Source organism: Flavilitoribacter nigricans DSM 23189 = NBRC 102662, assembly GCF_002646595.1.
Classification (GTDB): domain Bacteria; phylum Bacteroidota; class Bacteroidia; order Chitinophagales; family Saprospiraceae; genus Flavilitoribacter; species Flavilitoribacter nigricans.
Window position 1 is genome coordinate 171,774 of sequence record NZ_PDUD01000001.1, and the last position, 16,584, is coordinate 188,357.

General features: G+C 51.7%; 12 protein-coding genes. 6 read left to right on the plus strand and 6 right to left on the minus strand.

What is annotated here, in order from left to right:
- The first annotated feature begins 27 nt into the window (after positions 1–27).
- The 4 genes from CRP01_RS00675 to CRP01_RS00690 all read left to right on the plus strand — a co-directional run bounded on the left by CRP01_RS00675 (position 28) and on the right by CRP01_RS00690 (position 7,287).
- A complete protein-coding gene (locus CRP01_RS00675) occupies positions 28–2,331 on the plus strand; it encodes a TonB-dependent receptor (RefSeq protein ID WP_170110167.1) in 2,304 nt (767 codons plus the stop codon).
- Between the two features lie 300 nt (positions 2,332–2,631).
- Positions 2,632–4,692, plus strand: coding sequence for a TonB-dependent receptor family protein (locus CRP01_RS00680; RefSeq protein WP_099148053.1), 2,061 nt, complete (start codon positions 2,632–2,634; stop codon positions 4,690–4,692).
- A 6-nt stretch (positions 4,693–4,698) separates the two neighbouring features.
- Positions 4,699–6,453, plus strand: a complete 1,755-nt coding sequence (locus CRP01_RS00685; RefSeq protein ID WP_099148054.1) for a BatD family protein — start codon at positions 4,699–4,701, stop codon at positions 6,451–6,453.
- Between the two features lie 234 nt (positions 6,454–6,687).
- The gene (locus CRP01_RS00690) at positions 6,688–7,287 is read left to right on the plus strand and encodes a sterol desaturase family protein (protein ID WP_099148055.1); all 600 of its coding nucleotides are present in this window, start codon (positions 6,688–6,690) and stop codon (positions 7,285–7,287) included.
- A gap of 149 nt (positions 7,288–7,436) precedes the next feature.
- On the opposite strand, the gene CRP01_RS00695 is transcribed toward CRP01_RS00690, so the two are convergent.
- The 5 genes from CRP01_RS00695 to CRP01_RS00715 all read right to left on the minus strand — a co-directional run bounded on the left by CRP01_RS00695 (position 7,437) and on the right by CRP01_RS00715 (position 12,722).
- Positions 7,437–8,240: a class I SAM-dependent methyltransferase gene (locus CRP01_RS00695; protein ID WP_099148056.1), complete on the minus strand. Its 804-nt coding sequence runs from the start codon at positions 8,238–8,240 to the stop codon at positions 7,437–7,439.
- Positions 8,241–8,313: 73 nt separating this feature from the next.
- Complete coding sequence (locus CRP01_RS00700; RefSeq protein WP_099148057.1) at positions 8,314–10,815, minus strand: tetratricopeptide repeat protein; 2,502 nt, start codon at positions 10,813–10,815, stop codon at positions 8,314–8,316.
- A 2-nt stretch (positions 10,816–10,817) separates the two neighbouring features.
- Positions 10,818–11,738, minus strand: coding sequence for a carboxypeptidase-like regulatory domain-containing protein (locus CRP01_RS00705; RefSeq protein WP_099148058.1), 921 nt, complete (start codon positions 11,736–11,738; stop codon positions 10,818–10,820).
- A gap of 302 nt (positions 11,739–12,040) precedes the next feature.
- The gene (locus CRP01_RS00710) at positions 12,041–12,328 is read right to left on the minus strand and encodes a YciI family protein (RefSeq protein ID WP_099148059.1); all 288 of its coding nucleotides are present in this window, start codon (positions 12,326–12,328) and stop codon (positions 12,041–12,043) included.
- A gap of 94 nt (positions 12,329–12,422) precedes the next feature.
- Positions 12,423–12,722, minus strand: coding sequence for a hypothetical protein (locus CRP01_RS00715; protein WP_099148060.1), 300 nt, complete (start codon positions 12,720–12,722; stop codon positions 12,423–12,425).
- Positions 12,723–12,939: 217 nt separating this feature from the next.
- Between CRP01_RS00715 and CRP01_RS00720 the strand changes: the two genes are divergently transcribed.
- Positions 12,940–14,796 (plus strand): sulfatase family protein, encoded by a 1,857-nt coding sequence (locus tag CRP01_RS00720; RefSeq protein WP_099148061.1) that lies wholly within the window; start codon positions 12,940–12,942, stop codon positions 14,794–14,796.
- Between the two features lie 34 nt (positions 14,797–14,830).
- Here the strand turns inward: CRP01_RS00720 and CRP01_RS00725 are convergent, their stop codons facing one another.
- The gene (locus CRP01_RS00725; RefSeq protein WP_099148062.1) at positions 14,831–15,748 is read right to left on the minus strand and encodes a hypothetical protein; all 918 of its coding nucleotides are present in this window, start codon (positions 15,746–15,748) and stop codon (positions 14,831–14,833) included.
- A gap of 190 nt (positions 15,749–15,938) precedes the next feature.
- Between CRP01_RS00725 and CRP01_RS00730 the strand changes: the two genes are divergently transcribed.
- Positions 15,939–16,478, plus strand: a complete 540-nt coding sequence (locus tag CRP01_RS00730) for a hypothetical protein (RefSeq protein ID WP_143473216.1) — start codon at positions 15,939–15,941, stop codon at positions 16,476–16,478.
- The last annotated feature ends 106 nt before the right edge of the window (positions 16,479–16,584 follow it).

Sequence of the window (16,584 nt, forward strand, 5' to 3'; positions counted from 1 at the left end):
CGACAGACCGAAAAACGAATGCACGTTATGAAAAGCCTGCTGATCAGCTTATCTCTGCTCCTACTCGCTTCCGGCGCAATTGGCCAGGAAGTGAGCGATACCATTTTGCTGGATGACGTCATTGTGATCCCCTCTCCATTTTCGAACTACGTTTACAATGACAATGCCTTCGGCAATCTGCACTGGTCATCGGAAGCCAAGAAGCTGAAAGAAGCATCCTTTTTGAACGAATCGCTGTTAATGGCTCCTTCCGTACATGTGAACGACGGAACGACCAATCCGATCGGGCAAGACATCCAGATCCGGGGTTTTAAGACTTCTCCGCTCTACGGGCTATCCCAGGAGGTGGCCGTTTACGCCGATGGCGTAAAGAAGAACGACCTCCTGGGAGACGCCGTTTTCTGGGACCTGATGCCTACGTTCGCGATGAACCAGACGCAGGTATTTGTGGGCTCCCAGCCGCTCTTCGGACTGAATGCCCTCGGCGGGACCATCAATTACACCAGTAAATCGGGTTTCACCAATCCGGGAGGCGCGCTGGCCCTGAATTACGGTTCCTTTAACCGTATGAATGCTATCGCAGAATACGGTGCAAACAACGGCCGCTTCGGCTACTACGTCGGGGCCAATCTTTGGCAGGAGGACGGTTGGCGGGACCATTCCGAATCGGACGTCACTAATGTTTTCAGCAAGCTCAGTTACCAGCAGGGCAAAAACGTAGTGGACTTCAGCCTCCAATACGCCAATACCCAACTGCTCGGCAACGGAGCCCTGCCGCTGGAACTGCTCGACCGTAAGGAATGGCGGGATCAGATCTTCACGCATCCGGATCGAACTGAAAATGAACTGGCAGAACTGAATGCCAGCTGGCAATACCGTTGGAATGATCTCACCAGCAGTCGTCTGGTACTGTCCTACAAGGATCTGGAAACGGATATCCTGAACGGGGATGAATCGCCTTTCCGGGAATTGATCGAAAACGGTTCGGTATTTCTGGTACTGGGCGACGACGATGACGAAGGCGAAGAGATCGATGCGGATGATTATGCCATGGACCGGAACGGGGAACGCATCGAAGCTACGGACGATAATAGCGAAGCCATTCTGAACAAAAACCAGATCAGTCAGCAATCCTTTTCGGCGGCCTATTCGGTCAACACCAAATGGCAGGCCGGAGCGGTTTTCTGGGAGATCCAGTCCGGTCTGTCCTATCGCGTCGGCCGGGCCCACTACCAGGCGAGCGGCGAGCTGGGCGATTTTGACGAAAGCCGGGCCGCTACCGGATCGGGGCAATCCGTCAGCAACTTCGATACCGATGTGATCACCGATATCGGTAACCTACACGCTACCACCGGGATCAGTGCGGTGATCAATAACGATCTGGCCATCCAGCTATCCGGGGCTTACAATCATTCCAGTCTGATCCTGCGGGATCAACTGGGCACGGCCCTGAACGGCGATCACCGGTTTTCCAATTTTTCGGGTGCGCTTACCGCTTATTATCTGGCGGGGAATAACTGGATGTTTCACGGGGCCGTCAATACTTCCACCCGGAATCCGACAGCCGTGGAGGTCAGTTGTGCCGATCCGGATGCCCCCTGCCGCCTGCCCAATGCTTTCTTATCGGATCCTCCGCTGGAAACGGTGCGGGCCGTAACCACCCAGGCCGGTATCGCCTACCAAAACAAGCGGTTTCGCTTTTCCAGTACCGGCTTTATCACCGGGGTATCCGATGACATCTATTTTGTGAGCGCGGGTCCGCTGCGGGGTTCCGGTTTTTTTGATAACATCGGCAAAACCCGCCGCATGGGTTGGGAGAATAGCGTATCCTGGCAGATCGGTGAGCGGTGGAATATTCTGCTGAATTACACCCTGCTGGATGCCACCTTCCGCGATCAGTTCAAGATTGCCGCACCGAACCACCCGCGGGCAACAGACGGGGAGATCACCGTGATGCCCGGTGACCGTCTGGCGCTGATCCCCCGGCATAACGTCAACGGCAAGATCAGCTACCAGCTATTGGAAAACCTGGAGCTGGAATGGACCCAGCTCTACAATTCCGCCCAGTATATCCGCGGGGACGAAGGGAACGAACTGGATCAGATCCCGGGCTTTTTCCGGCAGGATGTAGCGGTGCGCTATGCCGTTCAGAAACATCTTTTATTCTGGGCCAAAGTAAAGAATCTGACCAATGTTGAATACCATACTTTCGGTTTGCTCGGTGAAGCCGATGAAGCCGGAGAATTACTGGAGGTAGAGCTAGAGAATAACGTATTTGCCGGACCGGCGCCGCCGCGTTACGTTGAACTGGGGGCCAGGTATACGTTCTAAACCCCGTCCCTCACCCCAGATTAGAACAACACTTTAATGGAAAAACTGGATTGCAGGTTGGACGGGTTGCGGGTTGGATCAGCATGACCGAATGGACCGGAAGAGCTCCAATATTGATGGCGTAACAGCTATCGCCTCCTTTCCGGACCTTCAACTTTGCCCCAACCCGGCAACCCGCAATCCACATCCCCGGGAATTCTCCCTTGTGAGATTTCCCGGAAAAAAGTTTAAATTTCGAAAGATACTCCATGCTCTGTTGCTTTAATCACAAGACGTTCCAGAGTACTAAATCGACTATATATGAAAAAAGTTTTCCTTTCATTTCTCATATTCAGCGCTATGATCCTGCCGGTGAGCGCCCAGCAGGACAGCCTCAAAAGCGTTACTTTCGACGAGGTCCAGGTGAGCGCGCTGCGGATCGCCACCCCTACCCTCGATCAGCCCTTTTCGATTGCAACTTACCGAGCCGGTACCCTGCAGGAAACGCGGCAGCAGCTGTCCCTGCAGGAATACCTCTACCAGGTACCCGGACTATTCAGTTTGAATGCCAACAATTACGCCCAGGACCTGCGCATTTCCATCCGGGGTTTCGGTGCCCGCTCGGCATTCGGTATCCGGGGGGTGAAGATCGTGGTGGATGGCATTCCCGAAACCACACCGGACGGTCAGGGTCAGATCGACAATCTCAATATTGGGATCATCGACCGGCTGGAAGTCCTCAAAGGACCCTCTTCGGCCCTATACGGCAACGCTTCGGGTGGGGTGATCCAGATCCATACCCAGCAGGATTTCGACCGTAATTTCCTCAATGCCGGGCTTACTTTCGGATCCTTCAATATGCAGCAGTACCAGCTCAGCGGCGGCTGGGTCCACGGACGGACCCGCGCCATCCTGCAGGGCACGCACACCCGTACCGACGGATACCGGGAACAAAGCAGGCTGGAAAACACCAACTTCAACGCCAGGGTCTTCCACGACTTTTCCGACCGATCAAAACTCAATTTCCAATTCAACTATACCAACAGTCCGGTCGGCGATGATCCCGGTGGCATCAATGCCGATGATGTACGCGAAGACCGGCAGCAGGCCCGGGATCAGAACGTAAGATTTGAAGCCGGAGAATCCGTTGCCCAGCTCAAACTGGGTACCCAGTACGAATACGAACTGGATGACACCAAGAGTATTCAGTTCTACGGATTTTACAGCAACCGGGATTTCGAAGGCCGGATCCCCATTGGGGCCGACGGATGGATCAATCTGCAGCGGGCTTATTTCGGCCAGGGTGGCCACTTTAAAAAGGTTAGTACCCTGCCGAGCGGTTCCAATACGGTACAGGTCGGATACGAATGGGCGATCCAACAGGATGACCGAAGACGCTTTGCTAATAATGAAGGAGTTAAAGGTGATCTGGCGCTGGACCAGATCGAACGTTTTTCCACGCTGGGTCTGTACCTGCTGGATCACCTTTCCTTTGACCGTTGGTTGTTCTCTTTTGGCCTTCGCTACGACCTCAACGAATTGGCAGCGGACGATCAGTTGCTCAGCGACGGTGACCAGTCGGGTACCCGGAACCTTTCGGCCCTCAACCCCAGTATCGGCATCAATTTTGAGGTAAGCCCCCAACTGCACCTGTACGGTAGTTACCGCACCAGTTTTGAGACGCCTTCCCTCAGTGAATTGTCGGCCAACCCTTCCGGTGCCGCGGGCTTTGATCCGGATCTCCGGTCGCAGCGGGCCTACAATTACGAACTCGGCTTCAAAGGTCTGCTGGGTAATGACCTGGACTTCGATCTGGCCTTTTTCCACATCAATACCAAAAACGATCTGGTACCTTTTGAACTGGAAGCCTTTCCCGGTCGCACCTTTTTCCGCAATGCCGGCAGCACCATCCGCAACGGTATGGAACTCTGGCTGCGGTACCAGCTGTCCCGGCAATTTTCCCTGCGCGGAAGCTACACTTATTCCGATTTCACCTACGACGATTACGTGATCGACGAAAAAGACCTCGGCGGCAAACTGCTACCCGCTATTCCACCGCATTTTTTATCCCTGCAACTTGCTTACGAATCGGAAGACGGCCTCAATCTCCGCTTGCAGCATCGCTTCACTGCGGAATTTTACGCTAATGACGATAATACCGCGACCGAACCGGCTTACCACGTAACCGACCTCAGTCTGGGATACCGTTTGCCCCTGGACCGGGCGACACTGGTTCCATTTTTCGGGATCAATAACCTACTCAATACGCAATACAGTGATAATGTGCGGATCAATGCTTTCGGCGGACGGTACTACGAACCGGCGGCGGGCATCAATTTTTACGGGGGTATTCGCTTAAATCTGACCGGCAAAAGGGAGTGATATGATATGGGGCACCGGCAATGTCATACCAGATTCGGGCTTACGTCCGTCGGCGGAAATTGGCTCGGAGTATGGCTGTTGGTGCTATCCTGCGGCCTGCCGGCCTACAATCAGGTAAGCTTTCGCACGAAGATCCCCCGGATGAAAGTGACCGAGAACGAGATGTTCCAGATCACTTTCATCCTCAAAAACGGGCAGGGTACGCAGTTCGAAGGGCCGGATTTCAAAAACTTTACGGTGCTGAGCAAGCCCAGCCGGTTTCTGGATCCCAACGCCGTAAACCGCAATGCCGCCGGGGAGATCATTTACTCCTACGCCCTGCTGCCCAAGGATACCGGGACCTTCCGGCTGCCCCCCGCTTCCGTGATGGTCGACGGAAAAAAGATCCGGTCCAATTCCATGGTGATTGAAGTGCTCCGGCTCGGTACGGTCATCAAGTCCAGTCTAAGCCGGGAAGAAGCCTTTGTAAGGACCGAAGTCAGCTCCAGCGAAGTTTATCTGGGGCAACAACTCATCGTGGATTACAAACTCTACTACACCATCAATGTCCAGGCCTACTACTTCACATCCGAACCGACCTACAAGGGCTTTTACGCCAAAGACACCCACCGCTTCAATTCCGAGGTGACCAATATACAGATCGACGGGATCGAATACGCTACCCGAACGCTGAAACGCGTCATCCTCTTCCCCCAGCAGCAGGGTCGCCATTCTATTGATCCGATGAATATTCGCCTCGGGGTGGTCGGCAACAACCTCTTCAAGATCGATCGATTTAATCTGGCTACGGAAGCCGTAGAGATCCGGGTGAAGCCACTTTCCGTGCTCTCCTCCGATACTCTGATCGGTGCGGTTGGAAAGTTCAGTATGGAGGCCGATGTGTCCGCCCGGAACGTTTCGGAGGGAAAGGATATCCGGCTGATCCTAACCATCGAAGGTAACGGTGACATTAAAGCCATCAAACCACCTACGATCCGGCTGCCCGAACAGATCGAAGCCTATTCGCCGCATATTCTCGAAGAAAGTTTTCAGGAAGACCAACGGGGCGTCCACGGACGGAAGGTGATCGAATACGTGCTGATCGCCAACCGGGCCGGCACCTACACCCTGGCCCCGGAATTCACCTATTTCGATACGGATAGTGCCGCCCTGGTAACTTTACGGCCGGAGGTTTTTGAGCTGAGGATAAGCCCGGATCCAAATAAATCCAGCCCGGAAACGGTGTTAGCGATGAGAGAGACCGAAATGGCAACGGACATATTGGGCGCCAAAAATGAGATCGACCTGCACCGGAATGACCGGATCTTTATTGGTTCCGGTTTGTTTTACATCCTGCTGGCATTCCCGTTTTGCATACTGGCCGGTGCCTATTTCTACCAGAAAAGACGGCGAGATCGGACTGCCCTGTCTCGGGAGCAGCTCCGGCGTCTGGAAGCCAAAAAAGTAGCGGACCAACACCTGCTCCGGGCCCGACAAATGATGGATCAGCAGGATCCCCGCGCCTTCTACGACGAGATCTCCCGGGCCACCCTGGATTATGCCTGTGACAGATTAAGCATTCCCCGGGCGGAGCTGACCAAGCAAAGGGTACGTTTGCAATTGGAAGCGATCGGCCTGGAGGAGCAGCTGATCGTCGATCTTTTGTTCGTGCTGACGGTTACGGAGCATATTTTGTACTCCCGCTCCGATGATCGCAAAGATGTACATAGGGTGTACCAAACGGCCGAAGCGGTCATCCAGGCCATCGAATCCAGTTTTTAGAGGTATTCCTTTTCCCTCCGGTTAAAATCCGGCCAAAAGCCTATCCACAATAATTAATTTTTTCCGATATTGCTGGAACACAGGAATCTGTGTCCTCCAGGTAATTTCCTGACCTGTTTCATGATCTAAACTTCCCATTCTTCCCTAAGCAATATGATGATCCGCCCCGCTCCCCGGGGCCCGGGATCGCTATTTCCGAAATCTTTCTATTGCTGAATTTTCAATTTCTTAATCATGAGACAAATTCTATCCATGACCAAAAGCTCCGGGAAATATTTCCTGTTGACCGCTCTGGCCTTTTTATTCCCCTTCTTCGCGCTCGCCTATCTGTTTTTTCCCGGCCTGCCCGTACTGGCCCACGGCGTATTGTTGTTTAACGGCTGGCTGTTCTGGACCCTGGTCGAATACTTCTGGCATCGATACAAGATGCATCCCGGACCTACCGCACCGCGCGGCCGCGCCTTTAAAGAACATCGCTATCACCACGAGCATCCCAACGACCTCCAGGTGCGGTTCCACCATCGTATGCTGATGCTGGTGGGGATTGTCCTGTTGGGCGCTGCTGCCATCCGGCTGGACAATTATTTCACCTTCATCTACGGTATCTATCTGGGCTTCGTCTGGTTTTGCTACGTACACATCCTCCTGCACCGAAGGTGGTCCGCCTATTTTTTTCCCAAACTCCTCAACTACCATATCCATCACCACAGCAAGTTGCCCAATGTCGGTTACGGCGTAAGTGTTACCTGGTGGGACGATATCTACGGCACCATCCCGCCCGAGAGCTCCCGGATCTCCGAACGGGTGATCGAACTGTATTTCCGGGGTTTGTAAACCGCGGTCCGGTATGGGCATCCGGCTCTCTTAATCAGTCAAGCGGATCCTTATCCAAACAGCAGCCGGTTAGAGATTTAAAGCGGATACCTAAGGCAGCACCCATCCCACTACACTGGCTTGTTTAGCGGGATGCTCTGCTCTCCTGATTATTGGGTCTTCGTCGCCTGAATGGCGTAGACCATGGGTAACTTATTGCCCAGATGTTTGATCCGAAACCTTCCTGGCCCCACCTCAACGGTATGCCGAAAACAATCGTAGGGCGAATAATCGTATTCATTCAACAGATTGATCGTCAATCCATTTTTGATCATGCTGTTGACCACTTCACTGAGGCTGTGATTCCAGGATACACTGGTATTGCTCACTTTCGCCGTGCGGTCGGCGTAAGTTCCCTCTTCCGTTTCTACGATCGGTCCGTCGTTGAAATAATTATAACCAAGGCCCGAAAAATCTTCATCAAACATCCAGATCACGGGATGGAACTCCACAAAAACGAAGCTGCCACCCGGCTTAAGGAAATGGGCTACTACTCCGGCCCATTTATCCAGATCGGGCAGCCAGCCGATCGTGCCATAGCTGGTAAATACGATATCGAATTGTTGGTCCAGCTGACGCGGCAGGTCGTAAACGTCCGACCGGATAAAGGTAGCGGCCACTTCCATTTTCTCGGCCACACCAACGGCCGTTTCGATGGCCTTATCCGACAGGTCGACTCCCGTACAGTGCGCGCCCATTCGGGCCAGAGAGATCGTATCCTGTCCGAAGTGACACTGAAGATGCAGGAGGTCCTTACCGCTAACCTCTCCGAGCAATTCCAGTTCAATGGAATTCAGGGAGGACCGCCCCCGGAGAAAGCTTTCGTGATCGTAAAAATCCGACTCCAGGTGTAATCCGGTTTTTTCGTTCCAGGTCTGCCGGTTGACGTCCAGGTAATTGTCTTTGGGTTTCATGTGTAATAGTTTAGGATTGGAATGATCAGCGTGGATGCAAAGGATCCAGGATAATAAACCGATCCCGACACTATTAGTTCCCTGCTTCCAGTTGGGCTATGATTTCTTTGAATTCCTTTTTTTTGCGCAGGATATCCATACTGTCATCGGTTTTTATCCAGTCCAGATTGTTGTACCCCATATCAATGGCCTTCTGCAGGTGTTCCAGGGCTTTTTCCCGGTCCTTTTGCAGTGCGTAGTACATGGCCCAGTTGCGGTAAGCGTGCCCTTCATCCGGGTGGTGTTTTTCGTATTCCGTAAAAGCTTCCCGGGCTTTTTCAAGCTGGCCGTTATGGGCGTAAGCCATTCCAATATTATTATAAAATTGGTTTTCCTTCCCCGTCGGGTCCAGTTCAAGGTCTTTTTCATAGGCCGCAATCGCCTCCGGGTAATGCTTCATATAGTAATGACAAAGGCCGATCATATTCCAGACATTTTGGTACGGACTGACCTTTTTCAGGTCCGCCATAGCACCCGTATAATCTTTCTTTTCCATCCGGTCATTCGCCCGGAATAAATAGATCGTCACCTGTAACGCAAAAGCTTCCTGGGTGTTGGGATGACCGGCGGGCAACGCATTCCTGAAGAGATTATAGGATTTTGCCTGATACTCCATAGCCCGTTCGAAATCACCCATCACCGTATAGGAGGTAGCGATATTGTAATAACTGATGCCCAGGGAAGGATGATTTTCGGGTAGATTGGCTTCACCAAGTTCAACGTTTTTCAACTGATATTCCAGGGCTTTATTCATATCCCCAAGCCCCTGGTAAATAACTCCCATTGTGCTGTACATATTGATCAGATCCGGATGGTTTGGACCAATCGAAGCCAGTAAGATATCTATAGAGCGCTGCTGGTATTCCAGGGCCTTTTCAAACTGCTGCAATCCGTAATAGACCGATGCCATGTTGCCCAAAGTAACCCCGATCGCCGGTTCTTCGGCACTTTGAGATGCTTCCCGGATCTCCAGTGTCTTTTTGAGGTAATCCAGACTTTTATCCAATTCTCCTTTAAGCTGATAAATAGACCCGATATTTTCGTAGGTAGTGGCCAGTCCGGGATGGTTTGCATTGAGGGCGCGCTTTGCGATATCCAGCGCCTTCAGTTCGTACTCCAGCGCCTGATCGTATTGCCCCAACTCCTGAAAGGTAATACCGATGTTATTGTAGGTATAGGATAGATGAGGATGGCCGGGATCCAGTACCTGTTCCTGGATATGCAGCGCTTTTTCAAACAGTTCTATCGCCTCCTTGTATTTTCCGAGTTTATTGTAAGTGGTCGCCGTGTTGTTGTAGACTGCCGCCAGTTCCGTATCCATGGAATCCAATACTCTCTCCCGGATCTCGATGGCCTTTTTCTGGTATTTTAGAGCTTCATCGTATTGTGCCAGGTTCTGGTAGGTCAATCCGATGTTGTTATACGCCTTAGCCAGTTCGGTTTCCTCCACGTCATCCAGTTCTTCCAACAGTTCGATCGCTTTGGTGTGGTATTCTAGTGCATCCTGGTGCCGACCGAGCGCGTTCAGGGTATTACCGACATTATTGTAGGCTTCCAGTACGGCCGGATGAAGTTTGGTCACCGCTTCCAGTAATTCCCGCGCTTTATCCTGATAATCCAGGGCATTGGAGAATTTTCCGTCGTCGTAATAGACCGTAGCCAGCCCGATGTAATATTCGGCCAGTTTCACCGGGTTCAGATCCGCTCTTTCCGAGAAATCAATGATCTTACGGTAACACTCCACCGCATCATCGTAATCAAAGATTGCCAGCGAGGCATTTGCTCGGGTGGTCAGTTCCTCGATCGCTGCATCGTGCAAATCCAGACTGCGTTCCAGGTCCTCCACCGCTTTTTCTATACTAAGGGCTTCCCGGGCTTCCTGAATGGATCGGCCCTCGTCCAGCAGATTGAGGTATTTGAGGATCCGGTCCGAGGCGTCATCTTTGTTGATGGAAGCAATGCGAAAAGCCTCCCGGTAGATGGTCAGGGAATCGGTCTGTTCCTCCAGTTTGGATACCCGTGCGCTCAGTTCGGCGATCTGCTGGTAATTTTTTTCCTGTTCGTTCAGGACCTTGTCCAGTTCTTTTTTGGTCTTGGCCAGTACCAGGTCCGACGAGGTTTTGATGATGTTGTAATAGCGCTGGGCGATGAGGTCCCGCTCCCCCTGCCGGCAGACGATGATCTCAAACAGATCGAGCGCCAGCGCCGGGATGCGGCAGTTCTCAAGTTCTTTCTGATTCACTACTTCGATAACCCGCTCCTGGGCATCTTCGTCTCCAACCTCCAGTTGAACGTGGTAGCCGTCCCTGGCGTTGGGAAAGACCAGTGCGTATTCGCCCTGATCCGTGGAGTAGACCACATTGGCGTTTTCCTGGGTTTGGATGCTTCCCGCGATCTTGACTCCCACCGCGGGCGTTTTGTTGCTGTTCAGATAGCGGATATTGCCCTTCAGGGTATTATTCTGCTGGCCCCACACCGGCGTGATCAATAAATTGGAAATAAAAAAGATAGTTGCTAAAATTCCGTTCGTTTTCATGCCTATTGTTTTTGTAGCCTCACTTCCGCATCGGAAGATCGGGGATAGTAATGCTGGGTTGTTGTTTTGTAGTTTTCGGCACTCACGGTCAATAGGTAAGCTTCCGTGACTTTTTCCACCTGCATCAGCTCCGGCAGGACGACCGTGAATATGCCGAGTTCATTGGTGGTGATCACCGTATCGTTATTGATCCGCACCCGGGCCCCGGCGATAAACTTCTGGCCGTCCCGGGATTTTACCACGCCTTTAATGGTGCCGAGACTTTTATCGCGTTGCACTTGCAGCCGGATCGGCTCGCCGCGAAAAATGAAGGTGTTCATTCCGTCCACGATCTCCCAGCCCTCCGCTTCCAGGCCGATCGTAATCGTATCCCCCAAATTGGACCGGGTGATGTCCGGGAAATTGGTCCGGCCGTTGGGGCCGATCTCTTCGTTCAGGGACCGGTTTCCCAGGGGAATATTCAGCCGCCCGTTATTTTCAATCGCTACATTTCCCCGCAGATCGGTCACGAATACCGTTAATTGCAGGTCTTCATTTTTAAGGATGAAAAAAAAGGTGAGCGCACCGCCCAGCAGCAGGGCCAGGGCGATACCCGCGAAGGTGCGGAACCGGTTTTGACCTCGACCACCGCCGGAAAGAGGGATGACTTCCGCCAAGGCGCCGGGACGTCGGGCGGGGTCCCGGATATAGTCGATTAGATCGATCAGCCTTTCGGTCAGCTGATTTTCCTGTAATTGGATCTGCTCCGCGCTTAGCGTACCGCGGCTGATCCGGTTTTGCAACTTGCGATACTGTGCGGTCAGGGCAATGAGCAGTTTTTGTTGCTCCTGCTCCAGGGCTAATGCTCCTATTTGGTCAATAGCTTCTGCAAGCTGTCCATCGCTGATAGTTTGTGCTATTTTACCGTACGCTTGATCCGTCATTTTAGGTGTTCTATTTGCTCACGAGGGAATGTCTGACCGTTGCTCATCCCGATGGTTCACGCAGCATATTAAGCGGGCTACTGAAATGGGCCCGAGAAGGCGACGATCCTTTATCCAAATTTATAATATGAGCTGATCCGGGACTTGGAGAATTCTTGCAGGATGTTGGAATATTCTTGCAGAACTGGAAAATACGGTGGATTGTGGGCAAGGCCACCTTAAGCCCGGTGTAGCGAAAGAGAAGTGAGGGCAGTAATGATCATTACTGCAAATTCAGTACTTAAAATAAATGTCGGTAGATCCTATCCCAACAAAAACTGCAGCTCCTTACTGGTTTTACTGGGAATGAATTCCGTCAGCACGTAATCGGCGAGGTCATGTACATTGAAGGGGTCCCGGGCGATGATGGCTTCCAGAAACGTCCGATCGGTGAGCGGGGACAGAATGATCCCTCCCGTACGGGGCACTTTGCGACCGGAAGCCACGAAATGGCCCAATTCGTACTGCTCGTTCAGGAATTGAACGTGGGCGGCCAGGTGTTGATCAACGGTTTCCAGGGGAACTTTATAGCTGATGTCGATGATAAACATGTAGAGGATTTGAGCTGGTTTTTATTCAGTGATTATTCCATTACACATTTGGGGTCTTGTTGGTTCCCGATAATTATCCCAATGGAATATTATCTTACTCTTCCCCCAGGCGAAGTAGTTTATCCCGTTGGATCAGATACAGGAGGACGGCAAAGGGTGGCACCAGGAACATGCTGATCAGCCAGAAACTCCGGTTGGCGATCTTGTTGGTGAGGATATCGCCAGCGATGATGATCCAGCTTGCAAAGAACAGGATCAGACCAACCGTTAGGATTGATCCCGGTAACTCCCATTGCTGGATACGCGCCAGGGATCCCAGGAAAAAGATTGACAGATTGGCGATAACTAAAAACCATACTGCCCGAAAATTTACTCTGAAGTCTCGATCTCGCATTGTGTAAAACTAATTATTGGTGATTTCGATAAGATGCGGATTTCTCCGGAAACATGCTATTTTTTTAGCCATTGAAGACGAAAACAGCTACAATTCTTGGTGCTCTCCAAAAGACGTATCCCTGCCCATGGAATACTAAGCACGAAATACGGCCCGGTCATTTGACCAATAATATTAATTTTAAGCCGGCTCATCCACAACTATTTAAGTATTTACTATGAACTATTTTCTGCGTATTGCGCTCTTCACCTTCTATTTTACTGCTTTCTTTGGCCGTCCGCAACTATCGGCCCAGTCCGAACGCCCCAATATGATCATCTTTATCAGTGATGATCAGAGCAGCATGGATGTGGCCTGCTACGGCAATCCTGACGTCCGGACGCCCCATATGGACCGCCTGGCCGCCGAAGGCATGCGGTTCACCTCCGCCTACGCCGCTACGCCTATGTGCGCACCTTCGCGGAGCAATATGTTCACGGGGCTCTATCCATTTCGGAATGGTTCGCAGATGAATCATTTTGCGGTCCATCCCAATACCCGGATGTTGCCCGATTACTTGCAGGAACTCGGCTACCGGGTGGTGATCGCCGGCAAGGTAGACGTTTACCCCCAGCCGGATTTCGAACACATCGGTGCGTATTTCGGAAAGTATTTTCCCATCACCAACCGCGATGATCCCCGGCAGGTTAGTTCCCAATTCATAAAGGATAATTTTGGAAAAGATCAGGACCAGCCCATTTGCCTGATCGTCGCCACCTGGTGGCCGCACGTACCCTGGCTGAAAAATGAAATGTACCGGCCGGAGGAACTGACCATGCCCGATTATCTGGTGGATACCGAAGCGACCCGGCAGGCCTTAGCCGCCTATTATGAAAGTACAACCGCCGCGGATCAACTATTGGGTAACTTGCTGGAAGCTCTGGAAACGACCGAACAACAGGATAATACGGTGGTCATGTTCTTCTCCGATCAGGGCCCTCAGTTCCCCTCGGCCAAATGGACCACCTACCGGCAGGGCCTCAATATTCCGTTTATTGTCCGTTGGCCTGGGAAAACCAAGGCCGGCAGCGTATCGGAAGCCCTGATCTCGCTGACCGACCTCACTCCTACCCTCATCGATCTGGCGGGTGGGCAGGCGGTGGATCACCTGGACGGCAGCAGTTTCAAGGAAGTCCTACTCGGTAAGCGGGCCGAACACCGGGAATTTGCTTTTGCCGAAACCTCCGTCGAACCGCACTATTGGTACAACTATACGCCCGCCCGCACGGTCATCAGCCGGGACGGTCTCCACTACATTCGGAACTATCGCCCCGGAGTGCGCTTCATCACCCATATCGACAAGGTAGAACGGGATCATTTTTACTTTGATTCCTGGGAAAATCTGGCCGAACGGGATCCCGAAGCGCAGCGACTGCTGCACCGCTACAGCTACCGGCCGGCGGAAGAATTATACGATCTGGAGCAGGATCCGTGGGAATTCGATAATCTGGTGTCCCGTGCCGATTACGCCAAATCACTGGAAGCCATGCGGGACCAACTGGACCGTGAACTGGAACGACAGGGAGAAACCGAAGCCATGATCCTGCGGGGTAGTTTACCTACTTTTTTCGATCGTTCTTATCAGGTGGAACAGGGAATGAGCGCAAGCGACCAGTCTTTTGACCGCACCGTCTGGAATCCGGATACCCTCTATATTTCGGCTTATGTCGAAGGGCTGGAGCAGAATGGATTCCTCTGTGATTATTTCGGTCGGTTTCAGCTTTTCGCCCGCGATCAGGCGATCGGTATTTCTTCGGTCGATGGTACCGATTTGATCAGTGAACCCTTATCAGCAACCAGCGGTCATCTGTTGCTCAGACTGACTGCGGACGGAGCGCTTTCCCTGCGTTTCAACGACCGGGAGATCCTATCGGACCAGCTGGATCAGGACTATACCAAGATCAAAGCCGGTTATATTTCCTGCGGACTGATCCGCGACCGAAAGATACCGGCCGGTGAACCCAATATCTTCGGCGGTAAGATCCACGATTTTCGGGTGAGCATCAATACCCTTTCCCGCTCTCCACGGCGGTGATGGGGATATGCTGCCCAAGGGGAAACAAGAGAGATCAGATCCCGTAGTAAGCCCGGCGCAGGCTGTCGACCCGGCTTTTGAGCGATCTTGGAGGCAGCCCGATTGACACTCTGCGCTCGTCGAGGTTTTCGTAATCGATGATCTGCTCCTCCCCGACATTATCGTAAATGCCGTAGATGAATTTTTTCTGATCTTTTACCCGTCGCTGGTAACTGTCTACGAAATTACCCAGGCTTTCGGGCGGAGCCTTCCCCTGCTCGATCAGACGCTTTAAAGTAGTCGTGTAGTAGTCGTAATCATCAACGTGAAACAACAATATTCCGGCATCGACCTGCTGGTCATCAATATTGTAGCCACCGATCACCCTTTCGCCCGGGTAGCCGTAGCGATCGAGGGTGTTTTTTAATTTGCGGTCGTTGATGGAATCGACCCGGCCAATAATCTTATATATACTGTCCCGGTTGATACCCGGTTTTCGCAGCATACTCCGGTAGTACTGGTCCGCATCCTTCATTTCTACTACCTGTTTCCGCAGATCGAGATCAATGGTATGTAGGTACTGTCGTCGGAGCGTATCGTATTCCAGGGCAATGGCTTTCCATTCCGGACCGGCCGCAAGTTGAACAAAAGCGTCTTTCTGCGCCAGTTGATCGATCTCGTATCCCTCAAAAATGAGGTCCCGGACCAGTTGCAGGGCTTTCTCATCCTTCCCGATCCGGGCGGCAGCTTCGGCGTATTTGAGCATTTCGTAAGGGCCCCTTTGATTCAGCAGCGCACAGTGTGATTCGACTTCGCTGATCAGGTCGTACACCCTTTGGAAATCCCCCAGAAAGTAGGCCTCCTCGGCCAGATAAATGGTTTGGTAATAGTCCTTGATGTAGGAGCAGTCTTTTTCCTGCTTGCAGGCCATAAACAGGAGCAACAGGCACAGGATTGGTAGCGCTTTTTTCATCAGTTATTTTTTAGAGAGCAATTTTTGCGGGAGCTATAGAAAATTATTTCCAGGTCCCGGTTTACCGCTTCCCCAATGGAAACTACAAACATCTCCAAAATAGTAAAGCGAGAGGAAGTTCCAAAAGAAAAATAACTCCTTTTCGATGTAGACCATTGGGAACTATTACTTTTCCAGTAAGGTTCCGCATATGTACCTTATCTCTGCGGATGAAATGAACATGATCAGCAAGATTGAACCAACATTCCAAGAATATAAAACCGCCCTCGACAGCATCGCCGGTGGACACAGTTTCGCCATAGTGGTATGGGGATTTGAAGGAAAAATCCGCTCTATTGTCGAATTGATCGAGGAGGAAATGCCGACAAAATACCCCGAAAGCAAGATCCCCTGGCTGGATTTTAAAAAGGCTATTCAGACCTACGGCGAAGTACCGAAGCGCAAAAAGCTCACCTTTGACGAGGCGAAGCACGCCCTCCGAAAGCAAATGGAAGAGGCCTGGTATTTCCAGAAGATGTTCAATCTTTCCCAGGGCGATGAATACCCCGAGGTGGAAGCCGCAATAACCCAATCGATCACGGCCACTGAAACGCTTCTACAACAAATGGATATCGCTCCCATTGCTTGTGAAGAAATCTATTTTGACCTGGGCGCAAACGATTACTGGGCGATCGTGATCTCCTGGCCGGAGGGGGCGGAGATGTTTGAATTTTTGCATTTTATTGATTGAGGTTTTGACTTCCGTTGGGTATAGTGCTGATCTTATTCTCTTTTCCGGATAGCTGCAATTTCTTTGCTCTTCACTTTGGAGCCTTTGGAGCAATCTTATTAATATC